Consider the following 15,596-nt stretch of genomic DNA (forward strand, 5'->3'; position numbering starts at 1 on the left):
TGATGAAAAACATTCTCGGTCTATTTTTATTTCTATTCTCACTGTTTAATTTGAGTTATGCCGCAACACCGAGCCTGAATCCAGACGAGAAACAGGTTTCCATTCAGATTAAAGAGATGACTTGCCAGCTTTGTGTGTATTTAGTCAATAAAGAATTACGAGAGATTGAAGGCGTGATGTCCACTAAAGCCAATTTTAAAGATCGCGTAGTCAATATTGTGGCAAAACAGTCTGTGGATAATCAGCACTTTATTGACGCCATTCATAAGCTGAAATACACCCCTGAAATTCTCAACCAACATCCTTAAAAAATGACATAAAAATCCACCGCACTTTAGGTGGATTTTTATGAGAAAACAAAACGCACACAGTTATGTTTACTTCCCTCCAAACTGGTGTGATGTTAACCAGTATACTCTCTTTATTTCCAATAAAATAAGCGACTTTTCCCTAACTTTATCATGCTTTTCACTGTCAATTTTTGCGATTTTAGGCTATCCTATATCACATTTTCTTAAGTAAATTCGTCCCGCAAAGTGCGGTTAAAATCAAAGGTAACATTATGCAAGAACAATACCGTCCCGATTTGATTGAAGCGGAAGTTCAACAATACTGGGCTGAAAATAAAACATTTAAAGCAATTAAAGATACTAATAAACCAAAATATTACTGCCTCTCAATGTTCCCTTACCCCTCTGGTCGTCTGCACATGGGACATGTGCGTAACTACACCATTGGTGATGTGGTGTCACGTTATCAACGTATGAACGGCAAAAATGTGTTACAACCGATGGGCTGGGACGCTTTTGGTTTGCCCGCAGAAGGCGCAGCGATCAAAAACAAAACGGCACCCGCAAAATGGACCTACGAGAATATTGATTATATGAAAAATCAGCTCAAAATTTTGGGCTTTGGTTTTGACTGGGATCGTGAAGTGACCACTTGTAAACCCGACTACTACAAATGGGAACAATGGTTCTTCACTAAGTTATATAAAAAAGGATTAGTGTACAAAAAAACCTCAACAGTAAACTGGTGTCCGAATGATGAAACTGTCTTAGCCAACGAACAAGTGCATGAAGGTTGCTGCTGGCGTTGTGATACCCCAGTAGAACAAAAAGAAATTCCACAATGGTTTATCAAAATCACAGATTATGCCGAACAATTATTAGGCGGGTTAGATCACCTTCCATTATGGCCAGATCAAGTAAAAACCATGCAACGTAACTGGATCGGGCGTTCTGAAGGGGTGGAAATCACCTTCCAGTTAGCCAATTCAGAAGACAATTTAACCGTTTATACGACACGTCCAGATACCTTCTTTGGCGTCTCTTATGTGGCCGTGGCAGCTGCACATCCTTTAGCAGAAAAAGCGGCAGAAAATAATCCTGAATTAGCTCAATTTATTCAAGAATGCAAAAATACCAAAGTGGCTGAAGCTGAGCTTGCCACAATGGAGAAAAAAGGCATGGCGACTGGTGTGTATGCCATTCATCCATTAACAGGGGAAAAAGTGCCGGTCTGGGTGGCTAACTTTGTGTTAATGCACTACGGTACAGGGGCAGTAATGGCTGTGCCTGGACACGATGAACGTGATGCTGAGTTCGCTCGTAAATATGGTTTACCACTGCTTAATGTCATTAAGCCGATTAATGGTGAGCCTTTACCTGAACATGAATTACCTTATTGTGAGCATGGTATTTTGTTTAATTCAGGTGAATTTAATGGTCTAGACTTTGATGCCGCATTTAATGCGATCGCAGACAAATTAGAAGCGCTTGGCAAAGGAAAACGTCAAGTGAATTACCGCTTACGTGACTGGGGTGTTTCTCGTCAACGTTACTGGGGAGCGCCAATTCCAATGCTTACCTTAGAAAATGGTGAGGTGGTGCCTGCGCCATTGCAAGATCTGCCAATCGAATTACCAGAAGATGTGGTGATGGACGGCGTGAAAAGTCCAATTAAAGCCGATCCAGAATGGGCAAAAACTACTTACAACGGTCAGCCAGCACTGAAAGAAACGGATACCTTTGATACTTTCATGGAATCCTCATGGTATTACGCCCGTTATACCTCACCAAAATTTGCGGAAGCCATGTTAGATGCGGACGAAGCAAACTATTGGTTACCCGTGGATCAATATATCGGCGGGATTGAACACGCCACCATGCACTTGTTGTACTTCCGTTTCTTCCACAAATTATTGCGTGATGCAGGTTTTGTCACGAGCGATGAGCCCGCAGATAAATTATTGTGCCAAGGCATGGTATTAGCCGATGCATTCTACTACACTTCACCAACCAATGAGCGTATTTGGGTTTCCCCAACAGAAGTCACTCTTGAGCGTGATGAGAAAGGGCGCATCCTGAAAGCCTTTGATAAAGAAGGACGAGAACTAGTGCATTCTGGTATGACCAAAATGTCTAAATCCAAAAATAACGGGATTGACCCACAAGAAATGGTGGAAAAATACGGTGCGGATACCGTGCGTTTATTCATGATGTTCGCGTCACCAGCAGAAATGACCCTTGAATGGCAAGAATCAGGCGTCGAAGGGGCAAAACGTTTCTTAGGACGTTTATGGAATCTCGTGTTTGAATATAACAAACATCCCGCAGAAACTGCCGTAGAACCGACCGCACTTTCAAGCGCACAAAAAGCTTTACGTCGTGATGTACACAAAACGATTGCTAAAGTGAGTGATGATATCGGTCGTCGTCAAACCTTCAATACTGCCATTGCCGCGATTATGGAATTAATGAATAAATTAACTAAAGCGCCATTAGTGGAAGTACAAGATCGCGCGATTATGGCAGAAGCATTAAGTGCCGTCGTACGTATGCTTTACCCAATCACACCACATATTTGTTTCCAATTATGGAAAGACTTAGGTAATACAGAAGCGATCGACTTTGCCCCTTGGGTAGAAGCCGATGCAGCCGCGATGGTTGACGATGAAAAATTGGTTGTGGTACAAGTGAATGGTAAAGTGCGTGCCAAAGTGACCGTCCCTGCAGAAATGTCAGAAGACGATATCAAGCAAGTCGCATTAGCAGATGGTAATGTAGCCAAACACTTAGAAGGTTTAAACATTGTGAAAACCATCTATGTACCGGGAAAATTATTTAGCTTTGTGGCAAAATAATTCCTAATTTTCTTTGATATTTCCCTCTTCCTAGAGGGAAATTAAGGATCACAATATGTTGAAACAACTCAAAACAATTTTGCTCACAGCAGTTTTTACTTTCCTGACAGCATGTGGCTTTCAATTTCAAAATGGTGGACTCATTCCGCCTGCGTTGCAAACCCTTACGCTTGAAAGTAGCGATCCTTACAGTGAAATGACGTTGACCTTAAGAAAAGAGTTACAGCTCAATAATATTCATTTGGTCGAGGGACAAGCAAATATTCCCGTATTACGTTTAAATAAAATCACTATGCATGATCAAGTTGCGTCGATTTTCAAACAAGGTCGTGAAGCAGAAAAAATGCTGATTTTAGAAGTAGAGGCAATGGTAAAATTGCCTAATCAAGCTGCGTTCCCGATTTCAACTAAAGTGAATCGCACGTTCTTCGATAACTCACGCGCAGCCTTAGCAAAATCTGCCGAAAAAGAAGTGATTTGGCATGATATGCGCGAGCAAGCTGCACGTCAGTTAATTAATAAAATGGTTGCTCTTCAACATCAAGTTCAGACAAAATAATGCAACGGATTTTCACAGAACAATTAGGATCTGCTCTACAAAACAAACTAGCCAAGCTCTATTATTTCGTAGGGCAAGATCCGTTACTGTTAAGTGAAAATCAAGATCGCATAAATCAATATGCATTCAAGCAAGGTTTTGACGAAAAAAATGTCATCACAATTGATCAGAATACTAATTGGTCTGATCTCTTTGAACGCTGCCAATCCATTGGCTTGTTTTTCAATAAACAGATTTTGTTTCTTAATTTACCGGAAAACCTCAGTGCAAGTTTACAAACTCGTTTACAAGAACTGATCTCACTCCTCAACGATGACATCCTGTTAATACTACAATTGCCTAAACTGAACAAAGCGACTGAAAAACAAACATGGTTTATCCAAGCTAATCAGTATGAACCGGAAGCCGTACTCGTGCATTGCCAAACCCCAACTATTGAGCAATTGCCTCGTTGGATCGCGTTGCGTGCGAAAAGTATGGGACTACAGATTGAAGAGCAAGCAATCCAACTTCTTTGTTATAGCCATGAAAATAACTTATTAGCCTTAAAACAAAGTTTGCAGCTCCTTGCTTTACTCTATCCTGACAACAAAATCAGTTATGCACGAGTACAATCCACTATCGCTCAGACCTCAGTGTTCACACCATTTCAATGGGTCGATGCGCTGTTAGAAGGCAAAAGTAAACGCGCCCAACGTATTTTAGAAGGATTAAAAGCAGAGGAAATGGAGCCCATTATTTTATTGCGGACGTTACAACGAGATTTGCTCACCTTATTAGGATTGGCGAAGCCATCACATCCTGTCACCCTTGCCACGCCCCTCCCAGCTCATCAACTGCGTGAACAATTTGATCAATTAAAAGTGTGGCAAAATCGACGCCCTTTCTTTACTCAAGCCTTTAAACGCTTGAATTACAAACAGCTTTATTTGATTATTCAAGCGCTAGCAGAGATCGAACGTTTAGCGAAACACACATTTAGCCAAGATATTTGGGATCGTTTAGCCGAACTTTCTGCTTTCATTTGTTTACCAGATGATCCCAATCACCTACTATCTCTACCAACTTTCTCTCGTTGATAAGCTAAATCTGCCTATTCTTACTCTCGCATTGGCATATTTTGTTTTTTACATTGCTTAATTATCCGTTATAATGCCTTGCCTTTAGGCGATTTTTTATACATAAAACACGTTATTAAGGACTTACTATGAAAAAATTAGTTGCAATCATGACCTTCTCTGCGTTTTCTATGACAGTTTCCGCAGCAGAACTTGCACCAGCTTGTGAAAAATATTTCGCTGATTACGAGACTTTTCTTAAAAATGTCCCTGCAGAACAAGCGACTATGATCAAACAACAGTATGACAGCGCCAAACAACAGTTCTTAGCTTTACCGAAAGACATGCAAGAACAAACCTGTAATCAGGCTGCTGAGCAATTGAAACAAATGCAAAGTATGATGGGTAAAAAATAATTACTCAACGCAAACACAAAACCCCTGTATTAACAGGGGTTTTGTTGATATAAGGCAACCTATTACTAACGATTCTCGGCCAGTAACCGTTGGATTAATTTTACATTCGCAGGTGGAAATTGCCCAGCATCCAGTTCGTTTTGTGCGACCCAAAATCCAGCTTGTCCTTCACGCCCAAAAGGTTCACCAACCCATTCATCAACGAGATAGAAATAAAAAGAAATCATTTTAGTTGGATATTCAAACTGAAAACGCTCATAAAGTGTCGCATTTAAAATATGTATGCCAATTTCCTCTTCTAACTCACGTCTTAACGCTTGTTCCGGACTTTCACCATCGTCCACTTTTCCACCGGGAAACTCCAATGCTTGGGCAAAATCTTGCCCTTCTAAACGCTGCGTGACATAGATCTGACCAAACTCATTACGAATAATGCCTGCTGCAACGTGAACTAAAGGTTTTGTCATGATGTATCCTTAAAAAAAGTGCGGTCAGTTTTAAAAATTTTTTAAAAACATACCGCACTTTTATATCTACTTAAATCGTCTTATACACAAGATTAATATTTAGCTTTACTGCCATGGCAATGTTTATATTTCTTGCCAGACCCACAAGGACATGGCTCATTTCGTCCCACACGACGTGTGCTCTCTTCGCCACTGTCTTCATCTGCATTATATTGTATACTGGCCGTTTCGCGTTTTGCCATCTCTTGACGCTGACGCTCCGCTTGTTCAACTTCTTCTTGTGTACGTACTTGTACACGACTTAACGTCGTCACAACACTCAACTTCAAGGCATCAAGCATATCCGTAAACATTTGGAAACATTCTTTTTTGTATTCCTGTTTTGGATCTTTTTGTGCATAACCACGCAAATGAATACCACGACGTAAATGATCCATTGCTGATAAATGTTCTTTCCACAATTCATCAAGAGTTTGTAACATCACGCCTTTTTCAAAGCTACGCATGGTTTGTTCACCCACAATGCTTTCTTTTTGCTTGTATTCCTCAATCGCTGCATCTAATACACGCTGACGTAATGCATCTTCATCAAAATGATTATCTTCTTCTAACCATTTTTCAAGCGGTAAATCTAAGGCAAAGTCATGTTTCAAACGTTGCTCTAGTGCAGGTACATCCCACATTTCTTCTAAAGATTGTGGTGGAATATATTGATCAATCACTTGATTAAAGACATCCGCGCGAATCACATCAATCGTGTCAGAAATATCCTCATTATCTAACAACGTATTACGTTGTGCATAAATAGCATGACGTTGGTCATTAGCAACATCATCAAACTCAAGTAAGTTTTTACGACCATCAAAGTTATGCGCTTCCACTTTAGCTTGTGCGGAGGCAATCACTTTGGTCAACATTTTTGACTCCATCGCTTCGCCTGCGGTGCTAAAGGCTTTGCGCATTAAGTTTAACTTACCTTCATTTAGATAAATACGCATCAGCGCATCATCTAACGATAAATAGAAACGTGAAGATCCTGGGTCACCTTGACGACCAGAACGACCGCGCAACTGATTATCAATACGACGTGACTCATGACGTTCCGTTCCAATAATATGCAATCCCCCCGCGGCTTTCACGATCTCATGACGCGCTTTCCAAGCAGTATGAATTGCCTCAATTTGTGATTCTGTCGGATTGTCCAACTTCGCAATTTCGGCTTTCCAGTTACCACCTAGTACAATATCTGTACCACGACCTGCCATATTGGTGGCAATCGTCACCGTACCTGGATACCCAGCGTTTGCCACGATTTCGGCTTCCTGTGCGTGGAATTTCGCATTTAGCACATTGTGTTTAATGCCGGCTTTTTTCAATGCATGAGAGAGTAATTCTGATTTTTCAATGGAGATTGTCCCGACTAACACCGGTTGATTACGTGCCACACAATCTTTGATGTCCTCAATAATCGCATTAAATTTATACTCTTCATTCTCGAACATGACGTCAGTACGATCATCACGAATCATCGGACGATTGGTTGGCACGACAATAGTTTCTAACCCATAAATTTGTTGGAACTCAAAGGCTTCAGTGTCCGCAGTACCGGTCATCCCTGCTAGTTTTTCATACAAGCGGAAATAGTTTTGGTAGGTGATTGAGGCAACGGTCTGGTTCTCGCTTTGAATGCGCACACCTTCTTTGGCTTCAATCGCTTGGTGTAAGCCGTCTGACCAACGACGACCCGCCATAGTACGACCAGTGTGCTCGTCAACAATCACGATTTCACCGTCTTTCACGATGTAATCCACATCACGCTCAAATAAAGTATGGGCACGTAATGCCGCGTACACATGATGTAACAATGAAATTTTTGACGGCGAATACAAAGATTCCTCCGCACTCATTAACCCTTGTTCAGTCAGCCATTGTTCGACTTTCTCTTGACCTCGCTCAGTTAAATGCGCTTGCTTGGTTTTTAAGTCTAAAGTGAAGTCTCCTTCACCTTGATATTCTTCTGAGTCTTCTTTATCTTGTTTGATTAAATTCGGAATCAATTTATCAACCGTCATATACAATTCTGAGCTGTCTTCAGCTTGCCCTGAAATAATCAACGGCGTTCTGGCTTCATCAATTAAAATAGAATCCACCTCATCCACTAACGCATAATGTAAATAACGTTGAAAACGTTCTTGTGCAGTATGGGCTAAATTATCACGTAAATAATCAAAGCCTAATTCACTATTGGTTGCATATGTTACATCTGCCGCATAAGCTTCACGTTTTTGCTCTGGTGATAAACCAGGAACATTCACGCCCACCGTCATACCTAAAAATTCAAAAAGTGGGCGATTCGTTTCCGCATCTCGACGAGCTAAATAGTCATTCACCGTCACAACATGCACACCTTTCCCCGTTAGCGCATTTAAATAGCAAGGTAAGGTCGCGGTTAATGTTTTCCCTTCCCCTGTACGCATCTCCGCAATACAACGGTTAGTCAGTACCATTCCCCCCAACAATTGCACATCAAAATGACGCATGCCTAATACACGTTTGCTTGCTTCACGCACTGTGGCAAATGCTTCAGGTAAAAGTTGCTCTAATGTTTCGCCCTGTGCTAAACGTGCTTTAAAGGCATCAGTCTTCGCTTTTAAATCATCATCGCTTAAGGCTTCAAACTCAGGCTCTAACTGATTAATCTTAATAACAATTTTATTCAATCGACGTAAAATCCGATCATTACGGCTGCCAAAAATTTTGGTGAGAATACTTCTAAACATAATTTTTTTCTTTCTTATAAAATGAATAACGGATCTGCTTTGCCGTTCAATACAAAACAGAGTAAATAAGTCAACGAGTTAAGTTAGACGCTAATCGGACCCGCACGAATAGGTGGCAGTGAATAAGTAAGGATTGACGCAAAAAATGCCTGATTTTGCCTTACATAAGGCTTATTTTGAGGTGGAACAATCAGATGATATGACTGTTGTTGAACATGTTGCGCAATCGCAATCGTATGTGAAATTTGCTGTTGAATCAGCTGAGATGAACGATGATTCTCATGAGGTAAGCCTGTTGGTGTGCTCAATTCTTGTGACTGCGGTAATGCAAAAATCGCAATCATACTCAAGAGTAATCGCGACCAAAAATTATGCTTACCTTTCGTTAGAACCATCATCTCGCCTACTGTAAAAAAATCTCTCGTATTGTAGCGGAAATTCGCTACAATGTCATAAATATTGAGGTAAAAAGTGAGAAAACAAGCCCATGCGATATGAAAAACCGGTTAACGTTATCGAGCTGTTAGAAAATTCCAGTTTAGCGAAGATCATGAAAAAAGGTCTGTTTTTAAATGCCTTAAATTTGCATTTACAACAACGTATTCCTCAACAATATCAAGGCTTGTATAACGTCGCGAATTTAGAACAGGATACGCTTTATTTAGATGTTGCCAATGCCAGTGTACGGCAAGCTTTATTGTTTGAACAAAAAACGATATTAGCACGCATTCATCAAGACTATCCTGAAGTGAAAAAAATAAAATTCACTATCACGCCTAATCTCTTTTGCTAACGTCTCTTTTCACATCAAAGCCTGCTCAAAGCGATCGTCCTTCTTGATTACTTAGCAAGAGGTGTTCCTTTGAATACTGCAATTAATTCTGCCACTTTAATCCGGCGTGCCGATTGATGACTAATTGAACGCTGTACTTTCAGAGCTTTAATTTTAGCATTCTGGTAAATCTGTCGCGTAAACGGCGTATCATGATTCGAAATTACTACCGAAATCTGGCGCTCTTCGGCTGTTTTTCGAGCTAACTCAGCAAGCATTTGTTGGTGCAGTGAAGAGAATTCATTGCCAGCGTAACTGGTAAAATTACTGTCCTGAATTAATGGTGCATAAGGTGGATCACAATAAATAATCGATTTTTCATCAGCCAAAGAAAAGGTTTGTTGGAAATCCGCACAAATAAACTCTGCATTTTGTGCTTTTTCCGCAAAATAACGGAGCTCATTTTCTGGAAAGTAATGTCTTTTATAAGTACCAAACGGCACATTAAATTCATTTTTAGAATTGTAGCGACAAAGTCCATTAAAACCAAAACGATTCAAGTATAAAAAAATCACTGATCGTTCAAATGGATCTTTGGAAAGATTAAACTGTGTACGCTTTGCATAATAAAAAGTACTGGTATTGGCTTCAGGGTGGAAGAAAAGTGGCTTGCTCGCATTAATATAATGCTCAACGTCGTTTTTGACAAAATTAAACAGGTTAATCAAGTCTGGATTAATATCCGCCAAAATATAACGTTCAAAATTGGTATTCAAAAAGACCGCACCCGCTCCAACAAAGGGCTCAATTAAGCATTGATTCGTTTTGGGCAACAGTTTATTGATTTCATCAGACAGGCGAAATTTACCACCTGCCCACTTCAAAAAGGGGCGGTGTTTAATAGGGATTAATTTTGCTTTTTTCTTACCAACAATAGCGGGGCGCTTAACCGGGCATTTTCGACGAGGTGGCATGAATCAATTAACCTGCGTGCAACAACGAATAGCATCTAGCACTAACACTGGATCGGTATCTGTTGCGACATAAGCCTGACCTAAAGACGCTAATAAGACGAGACGCAATTTTCCAGCGAGCACTTTTTTATCGCGTAGCATATGTGGTAAATAATCTTCAGGTTGCATAGTATCTGGTGAGACTGTCGGTAAGTTGGCTCGAGCTAGCAATCTTTCAAGACGTGCCACATCAGTCTTCGTCAAATTCCCCAGTTTTTCTGAAAGTACCGCAGCCATTAGCATCCCAACCGCCACCGCTTCACCGTGTAACCAATGCCCATACCCTAAGTGGGTTTCAATCGCATGACCAAATGTATGCCCTAAATTTAATAAAGCGCGATCGCCTTTTTCCGTTTCATCGCGCGCGACAACATCTGCCTTAATTTGACAACAACGTGCAATACAGGTTTGTAAATTGTCTGGATCTCGTGCCACTAGACTATCAATATTTTGTTCCAACCAACTAAAGAACGGCAGATCTAAAATCGCGCCATACTTAATCACTTCAGCTAAGCCTGCATTGATTTCTCGTTTTGGTAAACTGTTTAAGGTTAATGTATCGATGATCACCGTACAAGGTTGATAGAACGCACCGATCATATTTTTACCAAGCGCATGATTGACCGCGGTTTTTCCCCCTACGGACGAATCAACTTGCGCTAATAAGGTCGTTGGAATTTGAATAAAACGCACACCTCGTTGATAACTCGCCGCCGCATAACCTGCAACATCGCCGATCACACCACCACCGAGAGCAATAATCGTCGTATCTCTACCATGATTTCCTTGCAACAGTGCTGTAAAAATAAGATTTAACGAGTCTAGTGTTTTATATTGTTCACCATCTGATAAGAGTACATGTTCAACCAAACAGCCTTTTTTCACCAAGGTGTCTGTCACTTGAGAAAGATAATATTGTGCAATCGTTGGGTTCGTCACAATCATGACTTTGTCGCCAGATTTTAAAGGATAGCATTTTTCATCCGAAAGTAATCCCGAACCAATATAAATTGGATAACGGCGCTCTTTTAACTCAACATTTACACACAACATGCTTTACCCTACTTATCTAACCGTGAAGATTATCAATTAAATCGACAATTTGCGTTGCCATTACCTTAGCGCTTTGTTCATCAGTAGGTAAGGTGATATCGGCAATTTCTTCATACAAAGGATTACGAATTTTTGCTAAATCCTCAAGGACTTGACGGGGATCCTCAACCTCTTGCAAAAGAGGGCGTTTTTTATCACGCTGTGTACGCTGATATTGTTTCTCTACCGTCGTTTCTAAATAAATCACGATACCCCGTGCTGATAAGTGATTACGATTTTCTTTCGATAACACCGCGCCACCACCTGTAGATAACACGATCCCTTGTCTTTGTGTTAATTCATTAATAATGCGTTCTTCACGCTTACGAAAACCATCTTCACCTTCAACATCAAAAATCCAACTAATATCAGCACCCGCTCGTTGTTCAATTTCATTATCCGAATCCACAAAGTCCATACTTAATAGCTGTGCTAATTGGCGGCCAATCGTACTTTTACCCGCGCCCATTGGTCCAATTAAGAAAATATTACGCTTTTCTGCCATCTCTAATTTTTCTTCTTTTCATTAATACATTGATAATTATGATCTTTTACAAAATAGAGAAGCGACCCTTATCGGCCGCAGAAAGATCACCCAAAAAATAATTGAGATTATCGCAATAAATTGCCCTCTTTTTCAACCTCAATGCTTATTTATTTCTGATATTTACTTAATATGAACAAAAGTCACCTCGATTTTGCAGATTTTTTAACTCTTGTTGTTTTTTGTTCAGGCGAACCTTGGCTAGGTTTGATAATATGAGGAGTGACAAAAATCACTAATTCCCGCTTTTGATGACGTTCAGTTTTTTGGCTAAACACATGTTTAAGCAAAGGCAAATCCCCTAGTAATGGTACTTTATTGACTCCCTTTGTCATCGTATCATGAAACACCCCACCTAAAACGATGGTTTCACCATCTTGAGCGACGACTTGAGTATTGATTTCCTGTTTATCGATCGAAACAATTTCGCCTTTATCATACACTACCGGTGCACCTAATGTATTTTGTGTAATCAATAAATCTAATAAAATCGTGTTGTCTTTTGAGATATGCGGTGTCACATCTAAACCTAATACAGCTTCTCGAAATTCCACCGATTCGCTTTTATCTTTTCCCCGTTTCATCACATAAGGAATTTCTGTCCCTTGTTTGATACTGGCACTTTTTTTATTCGTTGTTAATAAACGAGGACTCGCAATAATCTCAATATGCTTTTCTCGCTCCAAGGCAGTTAATTCCAAGTCTAATAATCGACCATTTATTTTCGCCAACTGTAAGGCGATGGAACCAACAGGTGCACTATTGGTCGAGAAATTCACATTTAATTGGTTTTCTATATTCGAAAAGCCGTTCGCGGCTAAACTCCCCGCAATAGTATGTGCCTGTTCTGTTGCTTGAAATAGCCCCCATCTTACACCAAGTTCCTGCAAACTTTCGTCTGTCATCGTCACAATCCTAGCTTCGATCGCAATTTGTTCAATGGGTTTATCCATTTCTGCTACTAATGCTTTAATACGCTGTATTGATTGCGGTTCATCCTGAATCAGCAGTAAATTAGTCCGCTCATCAAAACTCAAACTCCCCCCGACAGAAAGTAAACTTCCCTGCCCTGAAGTTAAAGATTTCACCACCTCTGCAGCTTTGGCAAAATGCAATTTTATTGAAGATGTCATCAATGACGTAGGATGATGAGTATCGTTTGCTGCAACACCTGAAGGGGAAGTTAAATAATAGGATTTTCCTTCTTGATGTAACTCAAGTTGTTTCATTCTTGCAATCGACTGTAAACATTTCTCAAAGGTTGTCTTTTTCATCTGTAATGATAATGTGCCCTCTAAATGATCATCGATTAACAAATCCTGATGTTGTTGCAATGCTAAATACTGTAACATTTCAACTAAAGGCGCTTGTTTTAAACGTAAATAAAAATGTTCTGCGTCTTGTGCTTGACTACTTCCAACATAAGCAACCCCACATAAAAAGTACACAAAAGATATTTTTCTGAATGCTCGCCACATAATCTTTCCTTAAAATTTGAGTGATAGTATCCCTTCATCCGTGCAAGTTTGCTTATTCTTCCAATAAGATAACTCAACGCCAAATTGACTTATCTGTTTGACTTTCAAGGCTTCGGCGGTTAAAAACTGTCCTACAGTAACCATTTCGATCTGGGCTTTATCATCCATAAAGAAGGCTTGCCATACATTGTTTTGTTGTAACACACCAATTAACTTCAATGCCGACAAAGGATATTGCGCAAAGACTGTCGTCGCCACGGTATGACAAACTGAAGCCTTAGACGCATGCTGCTCTCTTTTATTTTTATCAAAAGGATCAGCACAGACCGTGAAGCTAAGTCCACATAAAAGAAAGATGATCTTGATGTTCATCGTTAACTATCCTGTTTTAACTGTAATTGAAAGGAAACCTCAGTTTGAATTGTGCTTTCTTCACCCTCTTCATTTTTCATGATTTGTAATGAAAGTAAGAATAATTGTGGATATTGTGTTAACAATTGCGTGAAAAAAGCCTGACATTGTTCAAAATCACTCTTAAAATGCAACACTAACTGAGGAAAGGGTTGAAATGTCCATTGAGTCGCTTGCTCAGGCAAATGAGCAAGTTGGACTTCAAGAAATTGATTAATTTCTGTAAGTCGATGTGTAACATCGAGGGGCATTAGCTGGCGCAGATTATTTCGCTCTAAACTGGCTAAAATGTGTTTTTGATGTTGCAATGCCTGCTTTTGCGCCTTCTCTTCTAACACGAATTGATTTAACGTTTGTCGTACTTGCCAATAATTTGAAAGCGGAAACATCAGCAATAGACCGAACACCACGAAAAATAACCCTATTTGTTGAAAGAGCGAAAACCTAAACCAACGATCTAATTTTGCCTGTAATACTTTACTCAACATCATTGTGCCTTTTTTATCGTTAATGCTATTTCAAAAACAATATGCTCTAATTCTGACTTCATTTCCGCTAATACCACGTTTGTAAAAAGAGGTTGTGCTAAGAAATATTGGTGTACTTGCTCAAACTCTTGCTGTTTTTCAACTTGCCCTCGTACGGTCAAAACCTCGTTATCTAAATGTAGGTAAGTCAATTCACCTTTACCTAAGGGGAAGACTGATAAACAGGCTAATAAAGCTAAAAAGTCAGGCGGTGCTAACCATACCGTATCAGATAAAACAATCTGTTGTTTTAAACGTTGAATCTGTTGACTCACTGTCTGTTGCTCAGTATGCATTTGTGCTTGGATGTTTTGCTGTATTGAAATCTGCTGCTTGAATAATGCGGTTTGCTCAAAACAATAAAAATAACCAAAACTACTCAACAAAATGAGTATTGCGAATTGTGCGCTAGCTGTCTTGATACGCTGTTTTGTTCTTTTTTCTCGCCAAGGCAACAAATTGATTGTGTGTTTCATGTGTTTGTTTTCACTCCATGTAATAAATCTCAACCTGAATTAATCACTTTTTCCATGCCATAAAGCATTCCCTAGTGCGATCAAAGGGACTTCTGTTTGTAACATCGTCCAGTCTGTTGGAAGTAGCGCGCTTATTCTTTCTGTTTGATACACAACCACAGACTCGATCTCTGTCGGATAGCGTTGGCAAAATTGTGTATAAGTGCTATTCAAATCTGCCATCGCCTGTTGTATATACACGACTTGATGGTCTCTTTTTTGCATTGCGATACAACCTTGTGTATCTTGATACAGTAGTAATGTTTTTAAATAGTTTGTATCTGGTAATAGAAATTGAAACGCACGCAATAAGGCATACACAACGTTATCCAACACACGAACATCCACATGAGATAAAGGGGCTAAATACTGTTCAGCGATACTACGTTGCAAAGCAAAAACTGTGAGTCTAAAGCCTTGTTGTCGTTGTTCTGCGCAATAATCAAACCATAGCTGAGATAAAGCAATTGGTAATTCTTGCGTTAACAATAAACCACATTGTGCTTCACATTCGCTTTCCGAAAGAGGATGAGGAAATAAAATTGTTTTACTCCAAATCTGGTGGGGTGAGATCGCTGCCACAAAATAGTGTTTTCGTCGCTGAAGTTTATGCTGAGCTAAATTCGCTCTAACGCATTGATCAAGCGTGGAAAGGTGAGGAAGCGCACAAAATAAGACGTGCGGTTGACGTTGCTCATCTAACCAAACCAACTCGAGTTTTTCTTGTGTTTGCCATAGACCAATTTGAATAAAATCTGATGATAATTTAATCATTTTTCTGTACTTCTTTACTGAGTATTTACATTTTTACTGCACTTT

17 protein-coding genes are annotated in these 15,596 nt (G+C 39.9%); 6 read left to right on the forward strand and 11 right to left on the reverse strand.

Features of this window, described 5'->3' with window-relative positions:
* Positions 1–2 precede the first annotated feature (2 nt).
* The 5 genes from KPF51_RS07750 (at position 3) to KPF51_RS07770 (ending at position 5,178) form a co-directional block, all read left to right on the forward strand.
* Positions 3–308, forward strand: coding sequence for a heavy-metal-associated domain-containing protein (locus KPF51_RS07750; protein ID WP_005723677.1), 306 nt, complete (start codon positions 3–5; stop codon positions 306–308).
* 254 nt (positions 309–562) lie between these two features.
* Entirely contained in the window at positions 563–3,145 is a 2,583-nt protein-coding gene (gene leuS / locus KPF51_RS07755; RefSeq protein WP_061406407.1) for a leucine--tRNA ligase, read from the forward strand.
* Between the two features lie 55 nt (positions 3,146–3,200).
* Positions 3,201–3,704 (forward strand): LPS assembly lipoprotein LptE, encoded by a 504-nt coding sequence (gene lptE, locus KPF51_RS07760; protein WP_005723681.1) that lies wholly within the window; start codon positions 3,201–3,203, stop codon positions 3,702–3,704.
* Positions 3,704–4,783 carry a DNA polymerase III subunit delta gene (gene holA, locus KPF51_RS07765; RefSeq protein ID WP_025248564.1) on the forward strand — a complete coding sequence of 360 codons (1,080 nt, stop codon included), beginning with the start codon at positions 3,704–3,706 and terminating at the stop codon, positions 4,781–4,783. The genes lptE and holA overlap by 1 nt, the downstream gene beginning before the upstream one ends.
* Before the next feature lie 128 nt (positions 4,784–4,911).
* A complete protein-coding gene (locus tag KPF51_RS07770; RefSeq protein ID WP_005717609.1) occupies positions 4,912–5,178 on the forward strand; it encodes a DUF5339 domain-containing protein in 267 nt (88 codons plus the stop codon).
* Between the two features lie 65 nt (positions 5,179–5,243).
* Here the strand turns inward: KPF51_RS07770 and mutT are convergent, their stop codons facing one another.
* From mutT to secM, 3 genes are all read right to left on the reverse strand, one after another.
* On the reverse strand, positions 5,244–5,645 hold the full coding sequence (gene mutT, locus KPF51_RS07775) for an 8-oxo-dGTP diphosphatase MutT (RefSeq protein WP_005717611.1): 402 nt from the start codon (positions 5,643–5,645) through the stop codon (positions 5,244–5,246).
* A gap of 92 nt (positions 5,646–5,737) precedes the next feature.
* Entirely contained in the window at positions 5,738–8,425 is a 2,688-nt protein-coding gene (gene secA, locus KPF51_RS07780) for a preprotein translocase subunit SecA (RefSeq protein ID WP_061406406.1), read from the reverse strand.
* A gap of 83 nt (positions 8,426–8,508) precedes the next feature.
* Entirely contained in the window at positions 8,509–8,820 is a 312-nt protein-coding gene (secM, locus tag KPF51_RS07785; RefSeq protein ID WP_005723689.1) for a secA translation cis-regulator SecM, read from the reverse strand.
* Between the two features lie 92 nt (positions 8,821–8,912).
* Between secM and KPF51_RS07790 the strand changes: the two genes are divergently transcribed.
* Positions 8,913–9,218, forward strand: a complete 306-nt coding sequence (locus KPF51_RS07790; RefSeq protein ID WP_005723691.1) for a DUF721 domain-containing protein — start codon at positions 8,913–8,915, stop codon at positions 9,216–9,218.
* A gap of 47 nt (positions 9,219–9,265) precedes the next feature.
* On the opposite strand, the gene KPF51_RS07795 is transcribed toward KPF51_RS07790, so the two are convergent.
* From KPF51_RS07795 to KPF51_RS07830, 8 genes are all read right to left on the reverse strand, one after another.
* A complete protein-coding gene (locus KPF51_RS07795; protein WP_005723696.1) occupies positions 9,266–10,171 on the reverse strand; it encodes a Dam family site-specific DNA-(adenine-N6)-methyltransferase in 906 nt (301 codons plus the stop codon).
* A gap of 3 nt (positions 10,172–10,174) precedes the next feature.
* The gene (gene aroB, locus KPF51_RS07800) at positions 10,175–11,263 is read right to left on the reverse strand and encodes a 3-dehydroquinate synthase (protein WP_061406405.1); all 1,089 of its coding nucleotides are present in this window, start codon (positions 11,261–11,263) and stop codon (positions 10,175–10,177) included.
* Positions 11,264–11,279: 16 nt separating this feature from the next.
* Positions 11,280–11,807, reverse strand: a complete 528-nt coding sequence (gene aroK / locus KPF51_RS07805) for a shikimate kinase AroK (protein WP_005717623.1) — start codon at positions 11,805–11,807, stop codon at positions 11,280–11,282.
* Between the two features lie 182 nt (positions 11,808–11,989).
* Positions 11,990–13,324: a type IV pilus secretin PilQ gene (pilQ, locus tag KPF51_RS07810; protein WP_061406404.1), complete on the reverse strand. Its 1,335-nt coding sequence runs from the start codon at positions 13,322–13,324 to the stop codon at positions 11,990–11,992.
* 9 nt (positions 13,325–13,333) lie between these two features.
* Positions 13,334–13,696: a pilus assembly protein PilP gene (locus KPF51_RS07815; protein WP_014668625.1), complete on the reverse strand. Its 363-nt coding sequence runs from the start codon at positions 13,694–13,696 to the stop codon at positions 13,334–13,336.
* Positions 13,697–13,698: 2 nt separating this feature from the next.
* Positions 13,699–14,223 (reverse strand): hypothetical protein, encoded by a 525-nt coding sequence (locus tag KPF51_RS07820; protein ID WP_061406403.1) that lies wholly within the window; start codon positions 14,221–14,223, stop codon positions 13,699–13,701.
* Positions 14,223–14,738 carry a competence protein ComB gene (locus KPF51_RS07825; RefSeq protein WP_064972571.1) on the reverse strand — a complete coding sequence of 172 codons (516 nt, stop codon included), beginning with the start codon at positions 14,736–14,738 and terminating at the stop codon, positions 14,223–14,225. The genes KPF51_RS07820 and KPF51_RS07825 overlap by 1 nt, the downstream gene beginning before the upstream one ends.
* A 39-nt stretch (positions 14,739–14,777) precedes the next feature.
* Positions 14,778–15,551: a pilus assembly protein PilM gene (locus tag KPF51_RS07830; RefSeq protein WP_061406402.1), complete on the reverse strand. Its 774-nt coding sequence runs from the start codon at positions 15,549–15,551 to the stop codon at positions 14,778–14,780.
* Positions 15,552–15,596 lie beyond the last annotated feature (45 nt).

This window comes from Pasteurella sp. XG20 (genome assembly GCF_018968665.1).
In the GTDB taxonomy this organism is placed as follows: Bacteria; Pseudomonadota; Gammaproteobacteria; order Enterobacterales; family Pasteurellaceae; genus Pasteurella; species Pasteurella multocida.